The organism is Microcoleus sp. Pol7_A1 (genome assembly GCF_036701085.1).
GTDB classification, from domain to species: domain Bacteria; phylum Cyanobacteriota; class Cyanobacteriia; order Cyanobacteriales; family Microcoleaceae; genus Microcoleus; species Microcoleus asticus.
In genome coordinates this window covers 18,244-40,154 of the sequence record NZ_JAUBQD010000051.1, presented here as the reverse complement: position 1 = coordinate 40,154, position 21,911 = coordinate 18,244, and the positions used below count along the sequence as shown (strand labels likewise).

At 43.0% G+C, this 21,911-nt stretch carries 5 protein-coding genes; all 5 read left to right on the top strand.

Annotated features, from left to right (window positions below):
- The first annotated feature begins 4 nt into the window (after positions 1-4).
- The 5 genes from QUA20_RS23745 to QUA20_RS23725 all read left to right on the top strand — a co-directional run bounded on the left by QUA20_RS23745 (position 5) and on the right by QUA20_RS23725 (position 21,855).
- Positions 5-6,310, top strand: a complete 6,306-nt coding sequence (locus QUA20_RS23745; protein ID WP_333191669.1) for an AAA family ATPase — start codon at positions 5-7, stop codon at positions 6,308-6,310.
- Positions 6,311-6,443: 133 nt separating this feature from the next.
- Positions 6,444-9,152, top strand: coding sequence for an ATP-binding protein (locus QUA20_RS23740; protein ID WP_333191668.1), 2,709 nt, complete (start codon positions 6,444-6,446; stop codon positions 9,150-9,152).
- Positions 9,153-9,159: 7 nt separating this feature from the next.
- Positions 9,160-10,458, top strand: a complete 1,299-nt coding sequence (locus tag QUA20_RS23735) for a sensor histidine kinase (protein ID WP_445304704.1) — start codon at positions 9,160-9,162, stop codon at positions 10,456-10,458.
- A gap of 58 nt (positions 10,459-10,516) precedes the next feature.
- Positions 10,517-16,384 carry an AAA family ATPase gene (locus QUA20_RS23730; RefSeq protein WP_333191664.1) on the top strand — a complete coding sequence of 1,956 codons (5,868 nt, stop codon included), beginning with the start codon at positions 10,517-10,519 and terminating at the stop codon, positions 16,382-16,384.
- A gap of 65 nt (positions 16,385-16,449) precedes the next feature.
- Positions 16,450-21,855, top strand: a complete 5,406-nt coding sequence (locus QUA20_RS23725; RefSeq protein ID WP_333191662.1) for an AAA family ATPase — start codon at positions 16,450-16,452, stop codon at positions 21,853-21,855.
- Positions 21,856-21,911 lie beyond the last annotated feature (56 nt).

The window sequence follows — 21,911 nt, the reverse complement described above, 5'->3', positions numbered from 1 at the left end:
AAAAATGAATGTCATCATTCCCCTAGCTGGGTATCGGCTCACAGAACAAATCTATGCAGGCTCTCGCACCCTCGTTTATCGGGGTATTCGAGATAGCGATCGCACTCCTGTCATCATCAAACTACTACGAAACGAATACCCGAATTTCAACGAACTTGTCGGGTTTCGCAATCAGTACAGCATTGCCAAAAATCTTAACTTCCCCAGTATTGTTAAACCTCTGACTCTAGAAGTATACCAAAATAGCTATGCCTTAGTGATGGAGGACTTTGGAGGGATTTCCCTATCTAATTATATCCATATCGCAACTGATAAAAACCAACCTGCTAAATCTTTATCTTTAACAGAATTTCTCAATCTGGCACTGCAACTAACAGACATTCTCCACTATCTCTACCAAAACCGAGTCATTCACAAAGATATTAAACCCGCTAATATTCTGATTAATCCCGACACTAAACAAATAAAACTAATTGATTTCAGTATTGCATCTCTGCTACCACGAGAAACTCAAGAAATTCAGAATCCCCACATCCTTGAAGGGACATTAGCCTATCTCTCTCCGGAACAAACCGGACGAATGAATCGCGGTATTGACTATCGTAGCGACTTTTATGCCCTCGGTGTCACTTTTTATGAATTATTGACAGGACATTTACCATTTATCTCTGCTGACCCGATGGAACTGGTACATTGTCATCTCGCCAAACAGTCAATACCGCTACATCAAATTCATCCAAAAATCCCCATGGTTTTATCGCATATTGTCAGTAAATTGATGGCAAAAAATGCTGAAAATCGCTATCAAAATGCATTAGGATTAAAACATGATTTAGAAAAATGTTTAGCTCAATTAGAAAAAACTGGTAATATTGAGGCTTTTGATTTAGGACAGGAAGATATTACAGACAGGTTCCTGATACCAGAAAAACTGTACGGTAGAGAAAAAGAAGTCGATCGTCTATTAGCTGCCTTTGAACGAGTAGCTAACCCCCCTAAATCCCCCCTTGGTAAGGGGGGACTAAGGGGGGTAGAAATGATGCTAGTAGCAGGTTTTTCTGGAATTGGCAAAACCGCAGTGGTGAATGAAGTTCACAAGCCAATTGTCAGACAACGGGGCTATTTCATCAAAGGCAAATACGACCAGTTCCAGCGCAATATTCCATTCAGTGCATTTGTGCAAGCCTTCCGGGATTTAATGGAGCAATTAATATCAGAATCAGATGCTCAGTTACAAATATGGAAAAGCAAAATTTTGACAGCAGTTGGCGACAACGGACAAGTCTTGATTGATGTAATTCCTGAGCTAAAAGGCATCATTGGTAAACAACAAATAGCACCAGAACTATCGGGAAGTGCTGCTCAAAATCGCTTCAATCTACTGATGCAGAAATTTGTACAAGTATTTACGCAAGCCGAACATCCTTTAGTAATGTTTTTAGATGATTTGCAGTGGGCAGATTCGGCATCATTGAAATTGTTGCAACTGTTGATGGAAGATACGGGACATTTATTGGTGTTAGGTGCTTATCGGGATAATGAAGTGTCTCCTACTCATCCATTTATTTTGACAGTGGATGAGATTATTAAATCTGGGGCAACGGTGAATACAATTACTTTGGCTCCTTTGCAAAAAGATGACATTAATCAATTGATTTCAGATACTCTTAGTTGCGGATTAGAGATTGCCAAACCTCTGAAAAAACTGGTGTATCAAAAAACTCAAGGCAATCCCTTTTTTGCTACGCAATTCCTGAAGGCTTTACATGACGATGGGCTGATTACTTTTAACCCCCCTGTGGCCCCCACCCCCCTTTCATCCCCCCTTACCAAGGCGGGACAGAGGGGGGTACAAGGGGGGTGGCAGTGCGATATTGCTCAAGTGAAAGCCTTGGCAATTACTGATGATGTGGTAGAGTTTATGGCACTGCAATTGCAGAAAATGCCGTTTCCTACTCAGGAAATGCTTAAATTAGCCGCTTGTATTGGGTCGCAGTTTGATTTAGCTACTTTGGCAATAGTCAGTGAAACGTCGGCGGAAGTTGCTGCTACTGCTTTATGGAAATCTTTGCAAGAAGGTTTGATTATTCCGACTACGGAAGCTTATAAGTTCTTTACTCAATCTGATAATGAGTCTGTTTCTAGTGCAGCGGCTAATCCGACTTATCGGTTTTTGCACGATCGCGTCCAACAAGCTGCTTATTCCCTGATTCCTGACGATCTAAAACAAGCAACTCATCTCAAAATAGGACAATTAATGCTACAAAATTCCTCAGAGATAGATCCCGAGGAAAAACTGTTTGATATTGTCGGGCATTTGAATTTAGGAATTGAGTTAATCAGCAAACCGAGTGAACGAGAAGCATTAGCTCAACTGAATTTGAAAGCTGGAGTTAAGGCGAGAAAGTCTACAGCTTACCCTGCAGCAAGGGTTTATTTACAAATAGGGATTGATTTACTCACAAGCAACTGCTGGGTTCATCAGTATGAATTGACTCTCAATCTCTATGTTGCTGCTGCCGAAGTTGTCTATTTGAATCATGACTTTGATGGAATGGAACAGATGGCCACACTGGTGTTGCAATCAGCTCAGACAATTTTAGACAAAGTTAAAATTTACGAAATTTTAATCGTCGCACAGACAGCCCAAGGCAAGATGTTAGAAGCGATCGCGGTAGGGAGAGATGCACTCTTACAATTGGGTATTAAACTCCCCACCGAAACTGATGAAACCAAAATTGGCAAAGCACTACAAACTCTTGGCAGCCAACAAGGTGGCAAACTGATAGAAGAACTGGTTGACCTACCAGTGATGAGTGATGCCACAACTCAGGCAGCAATACAACTATTGGGAGCTTTATTTCCGCCCGTTTTTCTGGGAATGCCGGGATTGCTACCCATTCTTAGTTCCATGATGGTGAGTTTATCGATCGACTTTGGGAATGCACCCGCATCAACAGTGGGGTATGCAATTCACGGAATGGTATTGTGTGCCTTTTTGGAAGAGGTGGAAACAGGCTATAGCTTTGGTAAATTGGCGATGAATTTGCTCGATCGGTTCAATATCCGCGAACTCAAAGCCACAATTCCAGCTTTTTTTGGGAGCTTTATTCAGCATCGCCAAGAAGCTATAAGGGCAACGATACCGACGCTGAAAGGTAGCTATACGGCTGCTATGGAAACAGGAAATTTTTTACAATCTGGCTATAGCATACTCATATACCTCGAATCCAACTTTTTTAGTGGGGTGGAACTTGACACTTGGGAGACCGAAATAGCAAGTTATAGTGCTGCGATGGCACAGGCAAAACAATATTCGGCTCAGGCTTATTTTGATATTATTCAGCAGACTGTGAATAACTTGAGGAAAGTCTGTATTCCGTCTGATTGCTTAATCGGCTCTGCCTACGATGAAACGGTGATGCTTCCTCAGCATCATCAGAATAATGAACTTACGGCGATCGCCAAGGTCTATGTTTACAAACTTTTACTTGCCTACTGTTATGGAAACAATACGTCTGCCCTAGACTACATTGCCCAAGCGAAGCCGTATTTGATGGCAATATCGGGATTGATTCATGTTCCGATTTTTCATTTCTATGCAGCCTTGACGTACCTGGCAATCTTCCCCACCAAGCCAGAGCAGGAGCAATCCGAAATACTCGCCCTAGTGGAAACTCATCAAATTATTCTGCAACAGCGGGCGCAAAATGCTCCCATGAATTATAAGCATAAATGGTATTTAGTTGAAGCAGAAAAACATCGGATTTTGGGTAGTAAAGCCGATGCAATAGACTTCTACGATCGCGCTATTTCCCTCGCCAAAGAACATCAATTTCTCAACGAAGAAGCACTAGCGAATGAACTTGCAGCCAAATTCTATCTCAATTGGGGTAAAGAAAAAGTCGCTCAAGCCTACATGATTGAGGCTTATTACTGTTATGCCCGATGGGGAGCCCAAGCCAAAGTTACTGATTTAGAACAACGTTATCCTCAACTCCTCGCTCCTCTCCTTCAGCCACCCCGATTGTCTACCTCTTTTAAGGAAACTCTTACCCTTGAAACGATGTCTTATAACCGCTCTTCTAGCACAGCCTCGGAAGTTCTAGATTTGGCAACTCTGCTCAAGGCATCTCAAGCGATTTCAGGGGAAATTGAACTCGATCAACTCTTGACTACTTTGTTACAAATAGTGATGACAAATGCTGGGGCAAGTAAGTGTGCCTTACTCCTAAAAAAAGATATTGAGTTACAGGTAGCAGCCTTTGTGGAAGAGGGACAAGAACCGCAGCTATTACCACCCATGCCGCTAGAATCAAGTCAAAATGTGGCGATCGCTTTGGTGAATACTGTTAAGCGGAGTTTGAAGCCTCTGGTACTGGTAGATGCTAGGTTATATACTGAGTTTTCTGGAGATAGTTACATTGAAAAACACCAACCTAAAAGTGTGCTTTGCAGTCCAATTCTCAATCAAGGTAAGTTGATTGGGATTTTATATTTGGAAAATAATCTGACAATTGGAGCCTTTACAAGCGATCGCGTCGAACTGCTCAATCTGCTCTGCTCCCAAGCAGCAATTTCCCTCGAAAATGCCCGCCTCTATCAACAGTCACAACAAGCTTTGGCAGAACTCCGTGCCAGCGAAGCCCGCTTCCATAAGATGGCTGACAATATTCCAGGGATGGTCTTTCAATTCCAGTTGGCTGCTGATGGTGCTAAGTCAATGCCCTACGCAAGTTCTGGTTGCATCGATCTGTATGAAGCTGAGCCAGAAATGGTTATGGCAGGAATCATCAATGTCTTCGATGCAGTTGATGCCGAGGATCTTGCTGATGTTGAACAAGCAATTACCAAATCTGCCCAAACCCTGACCCCATTTAATCATGAATGGCGCAGTGTCACCTCGTCCGGCACGATAAAATGGGTGCAAGCAATATCTCAACCAGAACGACGAGGCGATGGCTCAACTGTATGGGATGGTGTTGTCTTTGATGTGAGCGATCGTAAACGCAGCGAAGCGGAATATAAAGCTGCGGAAACAGCCCTGCAAATTTCCGAACAGAACCTCCGCACTATCTTCAACAGCGTCAGTAGTGCCATCATAATTCACGATCTGCATGGCAAGGTGCTCGATGTTAATAACCGACTGCTAGAAATGTTTGGTGTGGAGCGAGAGCAAGCGCTGCAATGCTCGATCTTGGATGACTATTCTACACCGGATAATCCGTTCCATCTGGTAGAAGACTGGTGGAGAAGGGTATTAGCTGGGGAAACGATTCAATTTGAGTGGAATGTCATAAAAATTGATTCTAATACAGTCTTTGAGGTCGATGTCACCCTCAACCGCATCATCCTCGATGGCAAAGCAGTGATTCTTGGTAATGTGCTGGATATTAGCGATCGCAAACGCGCCGAAACTGAACGTGAACAAAAGTCTGAAGCTCTAGAAAAGACTTTACGAGAACTCCAACAAGCTCAAATTCAACTTATCCAAGGTGAAAAAATGTCAGCTTTGGGTAATTTAGTAGCTGGTGTCGCTCACGAAATCAACAACCCTGTCGGCTTCCTGACTGGGAATATTACCCCAGCCTTAGATTACATTAACGATTTGTTTGGATTGATCGATCTAGTGCAACAAAAATATCCCCAACTAGAGCCAGAGATTGAAGAAGAAATCGAAACCATTGAGCTTGACTACATCCGGGAAGACTTACCCAAGTTAATTGAATCGATGCAAGAAGGCGTGAAGCGAATTCAAGACATTAGTATTAGTCTGCGGACATTCTCGCGTGCGGATAGCGATCGCCCCGTGGCCTGTAATATTCACGAGGGCATTGATAGCACAATTATGATCCTTAAACATCGTCTGAAAGCCAACGACACTCGCCCCGAAATCCAAGTGATTAAGGACTATGGTGATTTCCCAAAAATCGAGTGCTATGCCGGACAATTAAATCAGGTATTTATGAATATTTTGGGAAATGCAATTGATGCTGTGAATGAATCAAATATTGGACGGAGTTATGCAGAGATTAAAGCCAATCCCAATCAAATTATCGTCAATACAGAATTATCGGGCGATGGACAACAGGTAGTAATTCGGATTAAAGACAATGGTATTGGCATGAGTGAAGCGGTGCGGAACCAAGTTTTTGATAATTTATTTACTACTAAGAGTGTAGGGAAAGGAACAGGATTGGGATTAGCGATCGCGCGTCAAATTGTAGTAGAAAAACATCACGGACAAATTAAAGTTGATTCTGTCCCTAGCGAGGGGACTGTGTTTTCGATCGCTATCCCTGTCATCTAAGCGAATAGAATTGAATTGAATATTAGATCAACACATTTGAAACACTACCAAATTAACGAGCATTATTGCAAAACATCAGGCTTGCTCACCTTATTTCGGTAAATCTCCAAGTGAACCATTATCTAGGTCTAACATGAATCCACATAAAACCATACCTTTAAGACTTGTGCTAGTAGTTCCGTTTGTATTGCAAGTCTTTGCCGCCGTCGGACTGATTGGCTATCTGTCCCTGCGAAATGGACAGATAGCCGTCAATGAGGTTTCCACCCAGTTGCGTGAAGAGATGAGCAATCGCATTAACCTCCAAGTTCTCAACTACTTAGAAAAACCTTATGTTGCTGGACAAACTATCATCGCGGCTGCTCAAGAGGAGCAGATTGATTTAACCGATGTCACCAAACTGGAACGGACTTTTTGGCAGTTAGTCAGCAAAAATACGGTCGAAGTCATGCAAGTTAGTCTGGCTGACGGTACGAGTATACAAGTAGAGGATAGACAAAATAAAGGCATTATGGCTTTGGTTGGGAACAAAGCGGATCTACCTCAGCGCAAAATCTACCAACTTGATGAAAAAGGTGAACGGGCTCTGCTGATAGAAACTCAAGCAAATTTTGACCCCCGCTCTCGCCCCTGGTATAAAAATGCCCAGGAAGCTGGAAGACCAATCTGGACAAATCCTTATTTGGGCATCGCTGTAAAACTCGCTTCAATTGCTTTAACCCAACCCATCTATGACAAAAATGGCGTGTTCTTAGGCGTTCAAAATAGCATCCTTCGGATTCAGAAAATTCATCATTTCCTCAGCACGCTAAAAGTAGGTCAGACCGGACAAACCTTTATCATCGATCGATCGGGCAACCTGATTGCCAGTTCCAAGATTGAAAGCCCTTACATTATTGATGCTAAAAAAAATACGTTGGAACAAATTCCCGCTATCAAGTCGGAAAGTCCGGTAATTAGTGCCACAGCCAAAGCAATCCTCGATCGCTTTGGTAATTTCAATGATATTGAGCAGAGTCAGCAACTTGAGTTTATGCTGGCGGAGCAGCGGCAATTGGTGCAAGTTTCCACTATTCGAGATGAACGAGGCATTGATTGGCTCAGTGTAATTGTAGTACCAGAATCAGATTTCATGGCACAAATTGATGCCAACACCCGCACTACTATCCTGCTTTGTTTGGGGGCATTAGTTGTGGCAACTATCTTGGGTATATTTACTTCGCGCTGGATTGCTCGACCGATTCTAAAATTACAGCAAGCAAGTGAAGCGATCGCCTCTGGTACTCTAGATCAAACTGTGGAAGTCAAAGGTATCAGTGAATTGGAAGCACTAGCTAGCTCCTTTAACCAAATGGCTGGACAGCTACGCACCTCCTTTACCGAACTCGAAGTCCGTGTCGAAGAACGCACCGCCGAACTGAGTATTGCCAAAGATCAAGCCGATAGTGCTAACCAGGCAAAAAGTAATTTTCTGGCAAACATGAGCCATGAACTCCGTACCCCCCTAAATGGAATTATTGGCTATGCCCAAATTTTGAATCGCTCTAAAGTTTTGCCAGATAAAGAACGCCACGGAGTGCAAATTATGTATCAGTGCGGCTCCCATCTCCTAACCTTGATCAACGATATATTAGATATCTCCAAAATCGAAGCCCGGAAACTTGACCTTGCCCCCAGTGCTATACATTTGCCCTCCTTCCTGCAAGGAGTAGTTGAAATTTGTCGAGTCCGCTCCGATCAGAAAAATCTCGACTTTATTTATCAATCCGACTCAGACCTGCCAGAAGGAATAGAAGCCGATGAGAAACGCCTCCGTCAAGTCCTGATTAACCTGTTGGGCAATGCCATTAAGTTCACCGATCGAGGCAGTGTTACTCTCAAGGTAGAGGTGCTAGAGGTAAGTACCCAAATTCTCCGCCTCAAATTTCAAATCAAAGATACAGGAGTGGGGATTGCAGAGGGGCAATTAAGCCGACTCTTCCGGGAATTTGAGCAAGTAGGAGATCGGAAACGGCAATTAGAAGGCACTGGCTTAGGTTTAGCTATCAGCCAAAAAATCGTGCAATTAATGGGTGGCGAAATTCAGGTGGACAGCCAGCTTGGAGTCGGCAGTAACTTCTTCTTTGAGGTGGCACTGCCGATCGCCAAAAATTGGGCAAAACAAAATTCTGTTAGTAAAGGACGGACTATTATTGGCTATGAAGGCGCGCCGAAACATATTTTGGTTGTGGACGATCGCTGGGAGAATCGATCGGTATTAATCAATCTATTAGAACCACTAGGATTCAGCTTTACTGAAGCACAAAATGGTCAAGAAGGCTTAGAAAAAGCTCTAGAAAAACTGCCAGATTTAGTTATAACTGACTTAGCGATGCCAGTAATGGAGGGCTTTGAAATGCTCAAAAAGTTACGAAATTCGGAGGATCTCAAGCATTTACGGGTGATAGTATCTTCGGCATCGGTGGCAGAAATAGACCAGCAGAAAAGCTTAGATATGGGTGGAGATGACTTTCTGGTCAAACCCGTTGATGCAGAGGAGTTGTTGATTTTGCTTGCCAAACATTTACAACTCATCTGGAAATATGATGTAACTGAGTTAACAACAAGCAATAATGAAGTATCCACGAAAGAACTAATTCCCCCATCGGCGGCGGACTTGCAAATTTTACTAGAACTGGCACAGGATGGCTTGCTCAGAGAACTGGCAGAAACCGCCGATAAAATTGGGCAAAAGGATGAGCGCTATCAGCCCTTTATTCAGCAAGTAATACAATTAGCTAAGCAATTCCAAACTGAGAAAATCGAGGAATTAATTCAACAACATCTCACTAATAATAGTTAAAATTTGGATGGCAACTATGACGACAGGTTTAACTGGCTTAATTTTAATTGTTGATGATACTCCCACCAATTTGGATGTCATCTCGGAAGCGTTGAGTAATGCGGGGTATAAGGTGGCGATCGCTACCAGTGGCGAACGCGCCCTCCAACAAGTTGAGCGGCGACCTCCCGATCTGATTTTACTGGATGTGATGATGCCGGGAATTGATGGATTTGAAACCTGCCAACGCCTTAAAGCTAATGCCAAAACTTGTGATATTCCGATTATCTTTATGACCGCTCTGGTTGATGTAGACAACAAAGTTAAAGGGCTTAAACTTGGTGCAGTAGACTACGTTACCAAGCCCTTTCAAGAACAAGAAGTGTTAGCCCGGGTGAAAACCCATTTACAGTTACGTCTATTGACTCAAAATTTAGAACAGCAAGTGGCGCAAAAAACTGCTGAATTACAAGCAGCTCAGCTCCAAATCATTCAACGCGAAAAATTGTCAGCTCTGGGCAATTTGGTGGCTGGTGTTGCCCACGAAATTAATAACCCAGTTGGCTTTATTTCTGGCAATATTCAGCCCGCTTTAGACTACATCAAAGATTTGTTTGGATTGCTGGATTTAGTTCAGCAAGAATCTGCTAATTTCAGTGCGGCAATTCAAGAGGAAATTGAAGCGATTGACCTCGACTACATCCGTGAAGACTTACCTAAGTTAGTTGGCTCGATGCAAGAAGGAGTAAACCGGATTAAAGACATTAGCATCAGCTTGCGGACATTTTCTCGTGCTGATACCGATCGCCCCGTGGCCTGTAATATTCACGAGGGCATTGATAGTACAATTATGATCCTCAAGCATCGGCTCAAAGCCAATGACTCCCGCCCAGAAATTCAAGTTATTAATGACTGTGGTGATTTTGCAAAAATCGAATGCTATGCCGGACAATTAAATCAGGTATTTATGAATATCTTGGGGAATGCAATCGATGCTGTGAATGAATCAAATATTGGACGTACTTATGCAGAGATAAAAGCCAATCCCAATCAAATTATCGTCAAGACAGAATTATCGAGCGATAGACAACAGGTAGTAATTAGGATTAAAGACAATGGTATTGGCATGAGTGAAGCGGTGCGGGAGAAAGTTTTTGATAATTTATTTACTACTAAAAGTGTGGGTCAAGGAACTGGTTTGGGATTAGCGATCGCGCGTCAAATTGTGGAAGAAACTCACGGTGGAAAATTGAACTGTACTTCTATACTGGGAAAAGGAACAGAGTTTATCATTACCTTACCAACTAAAGCCGAACACAACAGTTAATTTTTCCTGCATTTCAACTCATTTAATCAATTACTAACTCATAAAATATCAAACAACTATGAACATGAATCACTCCGACCAAAACAGTAACCCTCCGACAAGCATTCAAATTCCCAACTATCAAATTCTCGAAATAGTTTATTCAGGAAGTCGAACCTTGGTATATCGGGCTATCCGTACCAATGACAAATTACCTGTGGTCATCAAACTGCTGAAAAATGACTATCCCACCTTTAGCGAATTGGTACAGTTTCGCAATCAATATACTATTGCCAAAAATCTCAACTCACCGCTAATAGTCCAAACCTATAGCTTGTCACCCTATCAAAATGGCTATGGGTTAGTCATGGAAGATTTCGGGGGAATTTCTCTTCACGAATGGGGGGTAAAAAGGAAAAAACTCCTCTCTTTGAGAGAGTTTTTGGAAATTGCAATCGCCCTCTGCAATACCTTAGATATATTATACGGTCATCGCATTATTCATAAAGACATCAAGCCCAGTAATATCTTAATTAATCCCGAAACTAAACAAATCAAATTAATTGACTTTAGTATTGCATCCTTGTTACCGCGAGAAACCCAAGCGCTCATCAATCCCAATGTATTAGAAGGAACTCTTGCTTATATTTCTCCAGAACAAACAGGACGAATGAATCGGGGGATTGACTACCGGACTGATTTTTATTCTTTAGGTGTGACTTTCTACCAATTACTGACAGGAAAATTGCCTTTTGAATCAAAAGACCCGATGGAGTTAGTACATTGTCATATTGCAAAAAAACCACCTGATTTAAGGAAGAAAAACGGAAAAGAGATTCCGCAAGTTTTCTGTGATATTGTCATAAAGTTAATAGCGAAAAATGCGGAAGATAGATATCAAAGTGCCTTGGGACTGAAAGCTGATTTAGAAAATTGTTTACATCAACTTCAAGAAACTGGTAAGATTGAGGGCTTTGAGATTGGGCGACGGGATCTGTGCGATCACTTCCTCATCCCGGACAAACTCTACGGACGAGAAACCGACGCAGCAACCCTGCTCCAAGCCTTTGAAAGAGTCAGCATAGGCGCAACAGAAATGATGCTAGTGGCAGGTTTTTCTGGAATTGGCAAAACCGCAGTGGTGAATGAAGTCCACAAGCCAATTGTCAGACAACGGGGCTACTTCATCAAAGGTAAATACGACCAGTTCAACCGCAACATCCCGTTGAGTGCCTTTGTGCAAACCTTACAGGACTTGATGGGACAACTATTGAGTGAAAGCGATACTCAGGTGGCGCACTGGAAAGACAAAATCCTCTCAGCTTTGGGTGAGAACGGGCAAGTCCTAATTCAAGTCATTCCCGAACTCGAACAGATTATAGGCAAACAACCTGCTGCTACAGAACTCTCAGGTAGTGCCGCCCAGAACCGCTTCAACTTGCTATTCCAGAAATTCATTGCCGTATTCGCTAAAGCAGAACACCCTTTAGTGATGTTCCTCGATGACTTGCAGTGGGCAGATTCAGCCTCATTGAGCTTGATGCAAGTATTGCTGAGTCAAAGCGAGGTGGGCTATCTGCTGACGATCGGGGCATACCGAGATAATGAAGTCTTCCCCGCTCATCCACTAATGCTGACATTGGAAGAGATGAAGAAAGACTCAGCAACCATCAGCACCCTTACCCTCACCGCGTTAAGTCAATCTCACATCAATCGTTTGGTTGCCGATACCCTCAGTTGTTCCACAGTTCTAGCGCAACCGCTGACAGAGTTAATCTATCAAAAAACCAAAGGCAACCCTTTCTTTGCCACGCAGTTTCTCAAAGCCCTGCATCAGGAGGGCTACATTGCCTACGATTTGCAAGCCGGACACTGGCAGTGCGATATGGTAGCAGTGCGATCGCTCTCGCTCACTTCGGATGTGGTGGAGTTCATGGCGCTGCAATTACAAAAGTTGCCAGAAGCCACTCAAGAAATACTGAAGTTAGCTGCTTGTGTGGGAGCAAAATTCGATTTAGAAACATTGGCGATCGTTTCAGAACGATCACCAACCGATGCCGCAACAGCATTGTGGAAAGCCTTGCAGGAAGGCTTGATTTTACCCACGAGCCAGATTTACAAGTTTTTTCAGGGTGCACAACAGTCCCAGGCAGAAGATACAGTTAATCCGACCTATCGATTTTTGCACGATCGCGTCCAGCAAGCCGCCTATTCTTTAATTCCCGACGAGCAAAAACAGGTAACTCACCTCAAAATTGGGCAACTATTGCTCAGTCATACCTCAGTCGCCGAACAGGAGGAAAAACTATTTGAAATTGTCAACCAACTGAATATGGGGAAAAGCCTCATTATTGAGCCATCGGAGCAAACGCAACTCGCTCAACTCAATCTCCAGGCAGGACAGAAAGCCAGAGATGCAACAGCATACACAGCCGCATTTGAGTATGCTATTACAGGCATCGACTTGTTGGCTGAAAAGCGATGGACAACGCAGTATGAACTGACCTTAGCACTTTACGAAACCGCCACTGAAGCTGCTTATCTAAACGGCAATTTTATGCAGATGAACCAATTGACAACGATCGTTTTGGAACACACCAGAACTATATTAGATCGGGTTAATGTTTATCAAGTTGAAATTCAAGCTGCTCAAGCACAAGCTCAACCTTCAAAGGCTATACAAATTGCTTTGCAAATTCTCAAGCAGTTGGGAGTTAGTTTTCCAGAGGAACCTAACGGAGAGGATATTGGAAAGGCACTGCAAGAAACTTTTTCCCTTGTGGGTGGCAGACAGCCACTGGATTTGATCGCGCTGCCGGAGATGACCGATCGCACTCAGTTAGCCATTATGGAAATTCTCGCAGGTGTGACGGCATCTGCTTATGTAGCGGCTCCCACACTGTTGCCCTTGGTTCTGCTCGAACAAGTGAATGTATCGCTGCAATATGGCAATAGTTCGTTTTCTACTAATGGCTATTGCGGTTTTGGGGTCATATTATGCGGGGTAGTGGGAGATATTGAGTATGGCTATCAATTCGGTCAACTGGCACTCTTGTTGCTCGAACAACTCGATACCAGAAAACTAAAAGCCAAAACCTACGGACAAGTTAACTGCTGTATTTCCCATTGGAAAGAGCCTCTTGGTAACACTTTACCGTTGTTTCGAGAGGGCTATCAGAGCGGATTAGAAACTGGGGATTTAGAATGGGGTGGAATTTGTGCAGTCCTGTATTTGATGCACGCTTGGTTTGCTGGCAAGGAATTGAGCGATTTGAGTCGAGAGGGTGCTGCTTTCTGTGCTCAATTTGCTCAACTTAAACAAGAAACAATGGCTAAGCAGGGAGCTATTTTTCAACAAGCCATCTTGAATTTGTTAGGGAATTCGACAGAAGCGTGGCAGTTTAATGGGGATAGTTTTAGTGAAGCAGAAGATCTACCGATGTTTGCGCGATCGGGGAATCAAACGGCTCCCTGCTATTTCTATGTCAGCAAGTTGGTGCTATGTTATCTATTTGGTCAGATTGAACAGGCGATCGCTGCTGCTAGCGCCCTTGAAAGTTATTTAGGTGGAGCTACAGGGATGTCCCTGATTCCTGTCTTCCATACTTATGATTCTCTGACACATCTGGCTAACTATTCCCAAGTTTCTCAGGTAGAACAACAAAGCATTCTGCAACGAGTGACTGCCAATCAGGAAAAGATCGAACGCTGGGCTGATGCTGCACCAGCGAATCAACTGCACAAATTTTATTTAGTTGAAGCGGAAAAAAATCGCGTTCTCAGTCAAAAAACAGCAGCCACAGAATTCTATGACCTAGCGATCGCCCTCGCCAAAGAAAACGCATACCTCCAAGACGAAGCCTTAGCCAATGAACTCGCCGCCAAATTCTATCTGGAATGGAACAAACAGCGCATCGCTCAGGAATACCTGATTGAAGCCTACTACGGCTATGCTCGCTGGGGAGCAAAAGCCAAAGTTGCAGACCTAGAACGCCGCTACGGGCAACTGCTGGCTCCTATCCTCGGGCAAGCTAACTCTGCCCTCTCGGTCAACGAAACCGTCTTTGCTGTAGGAACCGTCACCTCCACCAGTTCCTCCTCCACTGTCTCCAATTCCCTCGACCTCTGTGCCATCCTCAAAGCTTCCCAAACACTCTCAAGCGAAATCGAACTCGAAAAACTACTTTCATCGTTGCTTGAGATCGTCATCGAAAATGCTGGAGCCGATAAATGCGTGTTCATGCTGTTGCGAGACGATAGCCTGCTAATTAAAGGGTCAATTACCCTGGGGTCAGAGCCGGTCGTGTTGCAGCGCCTTCTGGTTGAAGAGAGTCAGGATATTCCTTTGAAGCTGATTTACAAAGTCAAGCACTACAGGCAGACTACTGTGCTAGTTAATGCGACGGTCGATCCAACCTTAGCCAATGACCCGTATATCATGCGTCAGCAGCCGAAGAGTATCTTGTGCAGCCCGATTTTGCATCAAGGGAAGTTGATGGGCATTTTATATCTAGAAAATAATTTAGTAACGGGGGCGTTCACGAGCGATCGCGTCGAACTACTCAATTTACTTTGCGCTCAAGCGGCAATTTCTATAGAAAATGCCCGACTTTATGAGCGATCGCAGAACTATGCTCAACAGCTAGAACAGTCTCTGGAAGAGTTAAAGATTAGTGAAGCCCGCTTTCAGAAACTTGCCAACAACGTGCCTGGCTTGATTTATCAGATTCGGATTCAAGGCGATGGTTCTGCTTCAATGCCCTACGTCAGTTCTGGATGTCAAACACTCTATGAAGTGGCGGCAGAGGATATGATGGTAGGAAAATACAGCCTACGCGATTTTGAACATCCCGACGATCGAGCACAGACGTTTCGGGCAGTTATCGAGTCCGCTCAAACGCTCACCCCATTTCAACATGAGTGGCGGATTATTACTCCCAATGGGAATGTGAAATGGGTGAAAGCCGCTTCTCAGCCAGAACGTAGAGAAGACGGAGAAATCGTTTGGGATGGAATGCTGATTGATATTACCGATCGCAAGCAAGCAGAAGCAGCGGTGATTCAAAAATCACAGGAACTCGAACAGACTCTGGCAGATTTGCAGAACACCCAACTGCAAATGGTGCAAAGCGAAAAAATGGCATCACTTGGAAATCTGGTAGCAGGTGTTGCTCATGAAATCAACAACCCCGTCGGCTTTATTTGGGGCAATTTGAATGAAACCCAGCAAACGGTGCAAGACTTAGTGGAGCATCTCAATCTCTATCGATCTCGCGCCCCAGAAACAGAGCTTGCAGACCATGCCGAAGATATCGATTTAGACTATATCATCGAAGACTTGCCTAAAATGATTGACTCCATGAAAGTTGGATGCGATCGCATCAAAGATATCAGCACGACGCTCCGTACCTTTTCTAGGGCTGACAAAGACTACAAAGTTCCTTTTAATATCCACGAGGGGATAGATAGCACGATTTTAATTCTCAAGTATCGATTGAAAGCTAACGATCGGCGACCCGCAATTGTTGTAGTGAAACACTACGGGAATATTCCCGAGATCGAATGCTTCCCCGGACAGCTTAACCAGGTGTTTATGAACATTCTCGCCAATGCGATCGATGCACTGGAAGAATCAAATACAAAGCGCAGCTTTGCCGAAATCAAAGCTAATCCCAACCGCATTACCATTCAAACCTCCTTAGTAGATCGCCAGGTAAAAATTAGTATTGCTGATAATGGTCAGGGGATGAATGAATCTGTCAAACAAAAAATATTTGACCATTTATTTACGACAAAAGCAGTGGGGAAAGGGACGGGTTTGGGATTGGCTATCGCTCGTCAAATCGTAGTCGAAAAACATAGGGGTTCCCTGAACGTCAACTCTATAATGGGAACAGAAACTGAATTGATCGTCACCTTACCCACTCACACCGAACAAAAAAGTTAATTCTCTCTCTTCTTCAGATTCATTTAAGCAAGCACTCGCTCATCAATTATCAAACAACAATAGCCATGAATAACTTTGACAAAAATAGCGACACTCCTACAAAGGTTAAAATTCCCAACTATCAAATTATCTCCACAGTTTATTCAGGAAGTCGCACCTTGGTATATCGGGCTATCCGTACTTGTGACCAATTACCTGTCGTCATCAAACTCCTGAAGAACGACTATCCCACCTTTAGCGAACTCGTGCAGTTTCGCAATCAATATACTATTGCCAAAAACCTTAATTCACCTAGTATCGTACAAACCTACAGCCTGGAACCCTATGAAAATGGCTGTGCGTTAGTGATGGAAGACTTTGGCGGGATTTCTCTTCAGGAATGGGCAGTCAAAGGGAAAAACGCATTCTCATTGAGAGAATTTTTAGAAGTCGCGAGATCCCTCTGCAATGCCTTAGATATATTGTACCGCCATCGCATCATTCACAAAGACATTAAACCCAGCAATATTTTAATTAACCCCTCAACTAAAGAAGTTAAATTAATTGACTTTAGTATCGCCTCCTTGCTGCCAAGAGAAACCCAAACACCGATCAATCCTAATGTATTAGAAGGGACGCTTAGTTATATATCCCCAGAACAAACAGGCAGAATGAATCGGGAAATTGACTATCGCACAGATTTTTATTCATTAGGAGTTACTTTTTACGAATTACTCACAGGAGAGTTACCTTTTCAATCAAAAGAGCCGATGGAGTTGGTGCATTGTCATATTGCTAAAATCGCCCCCTTAGTACATGAAATAAACCAAAAAATCCCGCCTATACTATCAGAAATAGTTAGTAAATTAATGGCAAAAAATGTCGAACACCGCTATCAGAGTGCATTAGGAGTGAAGTTTGATTTAGAAAGATGTTCAACTCAACTTCAAGAAATTGGTCAAATTGAATACTTTGAAATTGCTCAAAAAGATGTAAGCGATCGCTTTACCATCCCCGAAAAACTCTATGGCAGAGAAAACGAAGTAAATCAACTATTAGCTGCCTTTGAAAGAGTCAGCACAGGTAACACCGAAATCATGCTAGTGGCGGGATTTTCTGGAATTGGAAAAACTGCCGTAGTTAACGAAGTACATAAACCCATTGTCCGGCAACGGGGTTATTTTATCAAAGGCAAATATGACCAATTTAAACGCAACATTCCCTTTAGTGCCTTTGTGCAAGCTTTCCGCGACTTAATGGGGCAATTACTATCTGAATCAGATGCCAAATTGCAAACCTGGAAAAATCAAATTATATTAGCAGTGGGAGAAAATAGACAAGTCTTAATTGACGTAATTCCTGAGTTAGAAAACATCATTGGCAAACAGCCACCAGCTACAGAACTATCAGGCAGTGCTGCCCAAAATCGGTTTAACCTCCTATTTCAAAAGTTTGTGCAAGTTTTCACTCATCAAGAACATCCCTTAGTAATGTTTTTGGATGACTTGCAATGGGCAGATTCTGCCTCCCTGAATTTATTAAAATTACTCCTACAAGATACGAAATATTTATTAGTATTAGGAGCTTATCGCGATAATGAAGTCTCACCAGTACATCCATTTATTTTAACTGTAGATGAGATTGTAAAAACTGGAGCAACAGTCAATACAATGACCTTGCAACCGTTAAGGGAATCAGAGATGAATTGCTTGGTAGCAGATACGCTGAATTGCCAATTATCCCTGACCGAGCTTTTGACTAAATTAGTTTATCAAAAAACCCAAGGAAATCCTTTCTTTGCCACCCAGTTTCTCAAAGTCTTACATGATGATAAGTTAATTAGTTTTGATTGGGACATTTGCCATTGGCAGTGCGATATTGCCAAAGTCAAAGCCTTAGCAATTACTGATGATGTAGTAGAGTTTATGGCATTGCAATTACAGAAATTGCAGACAGAGACTCAAAATATTCTCAAACTAGCGGCTTGTATTGGAGCAGAGTTTGATTTGAATACTTTAATAATTGTTAGTGAGAAATCTGTAGGAACAACAGCTATGATTTTATGGGAAGCATTACAAGAAGGCTTATTAATTCCCACTACCACAATCTATAAATTTTTTACACAATCGGATAGTGAAGAATTTTTGCCAGCCTCAGCCAATCCGACTTATCGGTTTTTACACGATCGGGTTCAAGAAGCTGCCTATTTGTTGATTCCAGAGGAACAGAAACAACTGACTCATCTTGCCATTGGACAACTGCTTTTACAAAATACTGACAAAGCGCAACAAAATGAACGGATTTTTGAGATTGTCAATCAGTTAAATTATGGCATTTCACTTCTTTCCTCACTCGCTCAGTGTGAGCAGTATGCTCAATTAAATCTGAGGGCAGGTCGCAAAGCCAAAGAATCAACTGCCTATAGCGCAGCACAGAATTACCTCGCTCAGGGAATACAGCTATTAAGGGCAAGTGATTGGGATGTTAATCCTAATCTGAGGCAAAGCTTGTACGAGGAAGCGGCAGAAGTCGCATTGCTCAATTGTGATTTTGAGCAGATGGAATCTCTGATTCAGGTTGTGTTACAACAAACTACTACCTTACTCGGACAGGTGAAAGTATATGAGGTCAAACTCCAAGCATATAAGGTACAAAATCAACAGCTTCAGGCGATTACGGTTGGTCGAGAAATCCTTCAGAAATTGGGGGTAAGTTTTCCTGAGTCCGTCACCCCTTTAGAAATTCAACAGTACGTCGAAAATACACTGGCATCTTTACCGAGTTGTGCGATCGAAGAGTTAGTAAACTTCCCAGTCATGCAAGATGAGAATGCTTTAGCTGCTTTACGAATTATGACTAGCCTGGTTCCGTCCGTTCATCAGGTGGCTCCTCACCTTTTTCCAATTATTGCCTGTGAAGAGGTCAATTTATCGCTTAAATACGGTAATTCACCTTTTTCTGCACCGGGATACGCAGATTTTGGGATTATTGTCAGCAGTGTGTTGAATAAGCTAGAAGAAGGGTATCAATTTGGACAGCTAGCACTTAAAATCATGGAGAAATTTTCTGACAGATCGGTTCAGAGCATGACTCAGTTTAAGGTTGCTGCCTTTAATCAATCGAATCGAGAAAGCATTCAAAAAGCGATTAATTTATTGAAGGAGTCCTATAAAGTTGGATTAGAAACAGGAGATTCAGTTCACTCACTTGTTTCCACTTCGTTTAGGTTAATGTACACCTATTTAAGTGGTGCAGAGGGGCTAGAAACATTACTAGAAGAACTTGCTATTTATCAAGCAAAGTTTGCAACAAGTCAACATTTTTTAAGTTGGGCACATATCCTGCGTTATTCTATCAAAAACCTTACTGAGTTTAGCGAAACTCCAAGCTGTCTTGGTAGTGATGCTAGCGATGAAGCGGAGTACGTATCAAGACTATGTAAAGAAAATGATGAAGTAGCCCTCCATCTATTTTATCTATGTAAGTTGATGTTGAGCTTCTTGTTTAGAGATATTGCTGTTGCAATTCAGGATGCAGATGAAGGCGAAAAATATCTTAAAGCTGGTATGGGAATGCCTTCTGCACCAGTTTATTATTACTATGATTCATTAGCTCGTCTCACACTTTATCCAACGGTCGATGCTTCGCAGCAAGTAAAACTTCTCTCTCAAGTTGAAACTAACCAAGCAAAAGTAGGCATCTATGTCAGTGCTGCACCAATCAATTATCAACACAAGTATTTTCTGGTAGAAGCACTACGGTGCAGCATTTTAGGTAACAGAGCAGAAGCGATCGATATGTACGATCGCGCGATCGTTGGAGCTAAAGCCAATGGCTACATCCAAGAAGAGGCTTTAGCCAATGAACTAGCCGCCAAATTTTATCTCGACTGGGGCAAAGAAAAAGTAGCTCAAGCCTACATGATTGAAGCCTACTACTGCTATGCTCGCTGGGGAGCCAAAGCCAAAGTTGCAGACCTAGAACGTCGCTACGGGCAACTGCTGGCTGCTATCCTCGGGCAAGCTAACTCTGCCCTCTCGGTCAACGAAACCGTCTTTGCTGTAGGAACCGTCACCTCTACCACTTCCTCCTCCACTGTCTCCAATTCCCTCGACCTCTGTGCCATCCTCAAAGCTTCTCATGCTATTTCAGGTGAAATCGAACTGTCCAAACTACTTTCATCGTTGCTTGAGATCGTCATCGAAAATGCGGGGGCTGATAAATGCGTGTTAATGCTCTTGCGAGACGATCGCCTGCTCATTAAAGGGTCAATTACCCTGGGGTCAGAGCCAGTCGTGTTGCAGCGCCTTCTGGTTGAAGAGAGTCAGGAAATTCCCCACAGACTAATTTACAAAGTCAAGCACAACAGGCAGACTGTTGTGCTGCTGGATGCGACAGCCGAGCCGACCTTAATAAATGACCCGTATATCATGCGTCAGCAGCCGAAGAGTATTTTGTGCAGCCCGATTTTGCATCAAGGGAAGTTGCGGGGCATTTTATATCTAGAAAATAATTTAGTAACGGGGGCGTTCACGAGCGATCGCATCGAACTGCTCAATTTACTCTGCGCTCAAGCGGCAATTTCTATAGAAAATGCCCGACTTTATGAGCGATCGCAAACCTATGCCCAACAGCTAGAACAAGCCTTACAAAACTTGCAGCAAACCCAATTGCAAATGATTCAAAGCGAAAAAATGTCGGCATTGGGAAACTTAGTTGCTGGCGTTGCTCATGAAATTAATAACCCCGTCGGCTTCCTAACTGGCAATTTGAATGAAGCCAAACGCACAGTTCAAGACTTAACAGAACATCTAGCTTTGTATCGCACCCAAGCATCTCCTGCCAACATTGCCTACCATGCGGTCGAGATTGATTTAGACTATATCATCGAAGATTTGCCCAAAATGATTGACTCGATGCAATTGGGCTGCGATCGCATCAAAGGTATCAGCACTTCACTCCGCACGTTTTCTAGAGCTGACAAAGACTACAAAGCGCCCTTCAACATCCACTCTGGACTCGACAGCACAATCTTAATTCTCAAATATCGATTGAAAGCCAACGAGCGGCGACCCGCAATCGTTGTAGTGAAAGACTACGGCAATATTCCCGATATCGAATGCTTCCCCGGACAGCTTAACCAGGTGTTTATGAACATTTTTGCCAATGCGATCGATGCACTGGAAGAATCAAATACAAATCGCAGCTTTGCAGAGATCGAGGCTAATCCCAACCGCATTACCATTCAAACCTCCTTAGTAGATAACGGCGTAAAAATTAGTATTGCTGATAATGGTCGGGGGATGAATGAAGAAATTAAAGCCAAAATATTTGACCATTTATTTACGACAAAAGCAGTCGGGAAAGGGACTGGTTTGGGATTGGCGATCGCGCGTCAAATCGTCGTCGAAAAACATAGCGGTTCCCTTCACGTCAACTCTATAATGGGAACAGAAACTGAATTTATCGTCACCTTACCCACTCACACCTAACAAAAAAGTTAATTTTCTGCCAGCATTCAGACTCATTTAACAACCACTCGCTCATC

Coding starts and splice junctions, on each gene's coding strand:
- QUA20_RS23735 (WP_445304704.1), top strand. CDS start 9,160: ATGGCAACTATGACGACAGGTTTAACTGGCTTAATTTTAATTGTTGAT.
- QUA20_RS23730 (WP_333191664.1), top strand. CDS start 10,517: ATGAACATGAATCACTCCGACCAAAACAGTAACCCTCCGACAAGCATT.
- QUA20_RS23725 (WP_333191662.1), top strand. CDS start 16,450: ATGAATAACTTTGACAAAAATAGCGACACTCCTACAAAGGTTAAAATT.
- QUA20_RS23740 (WP_333191668.1), top strand. CDS start 6,444: ATGAATCCACATAAAACCATACCTTTAAGACTTGTGCTAGTAGTTCCG.
- QUA20_RS23745 (WP_333191669.1), top strand. CDS start 5: ATGAATGTCATCATTCCCCTAGCTGGGTATCGGCTCACAGAACAAATC.